The sequence below is a fragment of the Streptomyces sp. URMC 124 genome, from assembly GCF_051386455.1.
In the GTDB taxonomy this organism is placed as follows: Bacteria; Actinomycetota; Actinomycetes; order Streptomycetales; family Streptomycetaceae; genus Streptomyces.
This window is the reverse complement of record NZ_JBPQTS010000280.1, coordinates 1-3,627: the sequence shown is the minus strand read 5'-3', so window position 1 is coordinate 3,627 and position 3,627 is coordinate 1. Positions and strand designations below refer to the sequence as shown.

Here is a 3,627-nt window from a genome sequence, read left to right as displayed (position 1 = left end):
CCCCCCCCCCCCCCCCGCTCCTCGTTACCGCGGCACCCGCCCAGGCGGCGGGCCGTGCCGACGGCAGCCCGGTGGAAGTGATCCCGGGCAAGGGAACCGCCACCCCGGCGCTCGTGGACGGCATCCGCGAGACGGCCGCCTCCTCGGGCAGCGCGGCCGACGCGGCCCGCGGCCACCTCGCCGGCAAGCGCAGCCGCTACCGCATCGCGGAGCCCGCCCGCGATCTGAAGCCCGTGCAGACGCAGACGGCGGGCGCGACCGAGACCGTGCGGCTGCAGCAGAAGCACCGCGGCGTCGACGTGCTGGGCGGCCAGTACGTCGTGCGGATGGAGCACAAGGGCGGCAAGCGCGTCGTCACCGGCACCTCCGGCAAGTACTTCACCGGCCTGAAGGCCGGCACGCAGGCCGAGGTGAGCGAGAAGCTGGCCGTCGAGCGGGCCGTCGCCGCGACCCTGCACGACCTCGCCGGCAACCGGCTCGCCAAGAGCGACGCGGCCCGCACGAAGGGCGTCGCGAAGCCGCCGGCCGGCTCGCTGTCGGGCACCGCCCGCGGCCTCGTCGTCGTCCCCAAGGGCCCCGGCGTCCTCACCCACCACGTCACCGTGCGCGGCACCGACCCGGCCACCGGCCGCCCCGTGCTGCGCGAGGTCTACATCGACGCGAAGGCCGGGTATCCGGTCCTGCAGTACAGCGGCCTGAAGTCGTTCGGCACCGGTGACGCGGCCGCGCTGCGGGACCGCGCCCGCGGCGCCGCCGCCGGCACGTCCGAGGCCGCCGCCCGCGCCGCCGCCGGCCCGCTCAGCCCCGGCGTCACCGGCTCCGGTGTCAAGTACGACGGGACGACCGTCGAGCTGGGCCTGTACAAGGACACCGCGCGCAACGAGTACGTCATGACGGACCACGCGCGGATGTGGGACACCAGCAAGAACCTGCTCTCCACCTGGGACGCGCGCGGCAAGGACGTCGGCGAGGCCTCCGGCCGCTGGCCCGAGGGGATCAAGGAGTTCGGCTCCGCGACGCCCTCCTTCGGCAAGGAGGCCACGGAGGCCGGCGCCGTCGACGCCCACTGGGCGGCCGGCAAGGTCTACGACTACTACAAGAAGGTCCACGGCCGCGACAGCCTGGACGGCCGCGGCATGGCCATCAACTCCCTCGTGGGCGTCACCGAGTTCGGCGGGCCGCTGGTCAACGCCTTCTGGGACGGCACCAAGATGGTGTACGGCGGCGGCGACGAGGAGTACAAGACGCTCTCCGCCGACCTCGACGTCGTCGGCCACGAGATGACGCACGGCGTCGTCGAGAACACCGCCAACCTCGTCTACGCGGGCCAGTCCGGCGCCCTCAACGAGGCCATCGCCGACTACTTCGGCAACGCCATCGACGCCGACGCCGCCGGCAAGGCCATGGACGACCCGACCGCGGGCCTGCTCGGCGAGGACCTGTGCCGGACGAAGTCCCCGCGCGAGTGCGCCTTCCGCGACCTCAACGACGGCCACACCACGTCCAGGAACTTCATCGGCGTCGGCTTCGGCTCCGACGGCGGCGGCGTGCACCTGAACTCCACGATCTTCTCGGGCGCCTTGTGGGACATCCGCGAGGACCTGGGCCGCACCCTCGCCGACAAGATCGTCTACAAGGCGCTGACCGAGTACATGACGCCGCTCGACGGCTTCACCGAGGGCCGTGACGCCGTGATCGCCGCCGCCAAGGCGCTCGGCGTCTCCGGCAAGGACCTGGGCGTCGTCCAGCGCTCCTTCAACGCCCACGGCATCGTGGCCAACTGGGAGCAGGCCCTCGGCGTCGACACCGACCTGCTCTCGCCCCGGCTCAACACCGCGGGCACGGGCACGGGCGCGGGCGGCGGCTGGTGGGCCGCCTCCCGGTCGAACGACGACGGCTCCGAGGCGTACTCGGTCTGGGCCGGCCGTACGGACGGCAGCGGCTCGCCGAAGCTGATGAGCCCCAACGACGGGCGCTACCACGTCTACCCGGCCACCGACGGCAAGACCGTCGCCTGGGTCGCCTTCGGCACGGCCGGCGCGGACGTCCTCACCCGGCCCCTGGCGGGCGGCCCGGTCAAGAAGGTCTACAGCACCGAAACCGGCGGGGTCTACGGCGTGCGCGTCGAGGGCGGCACGGTCGTCATCGACCTGGCCGACCCCGTGGCCGGCCGGCACGTCGGCTACCTCCGCACCGGCGACAAGCAGCCCACCTGGGTGGACGGCGCCCGCGCCGAGGCCGCCACGGCCCTGCCGTCGCTGAGCGGCGGGAAGATCGCCTACGCCACGCTCTACCCCGAGGGCGACGACTACCGCGTCGGCACCGAGGTGCTGGACCTCAAGACCGGTGCCAAGACCCGCATGGGGCAGCTGGGCACGCCCGAGGCCGTCGGGCAGACCGGCATCAACGCGACCGGCGTCTTCTGGCTGGCGGACGAGGTGACCGGCGACGAGGGGCAGCTGGCCGTGCGGCGCGCCGCGCTCGACGGCACCGGCGTCACGGACCTCAGCAAGGAGAAGGGCCCGGACGCCCTGCACGCCACCGACCTCACGGTCTCCGAGAGCGCGGTGACGGTGACCGCCGAGGTGCCGGACATGACGTACCGCAACGAGACGCTGGCCAAGCTCTGGCAGTTCGCGGCCGACGGCTCGTCCCGGGCGCGCGTCTCCTGCAACCGCGGCGAGCAGACCTCGGCGGCCGCGGCCGGCGGCAAGCAGGTGGTCTGGATCGACGGCACCACCGGCACCACCGACCTGGTCACCCGCACCCGCCCGGCGGGCACCTGCGGCTGACCCCCCGCGCCGCGCGTGAGCGTCGCGCGGCAGCCTCGGCGGAGCAGTACCGGGCCCCCGGCGCCGATGTGCCGGGGGCCCGGCGCTTTCCTTCACCGGCCGGCGCGGGCCCTAGCCGCCGGCGAGGGCCTGGAGCCGGCTGTACGCGCCGTTGAAGCGGTTGTGGTCACCGACGGTCGGTCCGGTGTCGGTGTACTGCCAGAAGGTGTGATAGCCCCAGCCGGCCGGGAGTTCACCGGCGGAGGCGCCGTAGCGGGGCACCCACAGGGGGTGGGCGGAGGCGAAGCCGCCGTAGTTGCCGGTGCACTGCTTCCACCAGCCGGTCGAGGTGTAGATCACCGCGTCGCGCCCCGTACGCGCCTTGTACGTGGAGAAGAAGTCCCTGATCCAGCCGACGAGCGCGCTCGCGCTCATGCCGTAGCAGGTGGAGCCGTAGGGGTTGTACTCGATGTCGAGGACGCCCGGCAGCGTCCGGCCGTCCTTGGACCAGCCGCCGCCGTGTGTGGCGAAGTAGGCGGCCTGGGCGGCGCCGCCGGAGTTGTCCGGGAGGGCGAAGTGGTACGCGCCGCGGATCATGCCGGCGGCGTACGAGCCGTTGTACTGCTGCGCGAAGTACGGGTTGGTGTAGCTCGTGCCCTCGGTCGCCTTGACGTAGGCGAAGCGGTTCCCGGCGTTGCGGAGGGCGGACCAGGGGACGTTGCCGTTGTGGCTGGAGACGTCGACCCCTTCGACGGAGGCGGCGCCCCTCCCCCACCCGGGGCCGGGGTCCTCGTGGGTCCGCACGGTGGAGCCGAGCCAGTCGAGCTCGGGGTGGGAGGGCCGCTTCGCGCCGTGC

At 73.6% G+C, this 3,627-nt stretch carries 2 protein-coding genes; one reads left to right on the top strand and one right to left on the bottom strand.

Annotated elements, in window-relative coordinates:
* A partial coding sequence (locus ACSNOG_RS32100; protein ID WP_436756227.1) for a M4 family metallopeptidase occupies positions 1-2,792 on the top strand: 2,792 nt, incomplete at its 5' end.
* A 111-nt stretch (positions 2,793-2,903) separates the two neighbouring features.
* Here ACSNOG_RS32100 and ACSNOG_RS32095 read toward each other — a convergent pair.
* Positions 2,904-3,627: lysozyme (locus ACSNOG_RS32095; RefSeq protein ID WP_436756226.1), on the bottom strand; the 724-nt coding region annotated here is incomplete at its 5' end.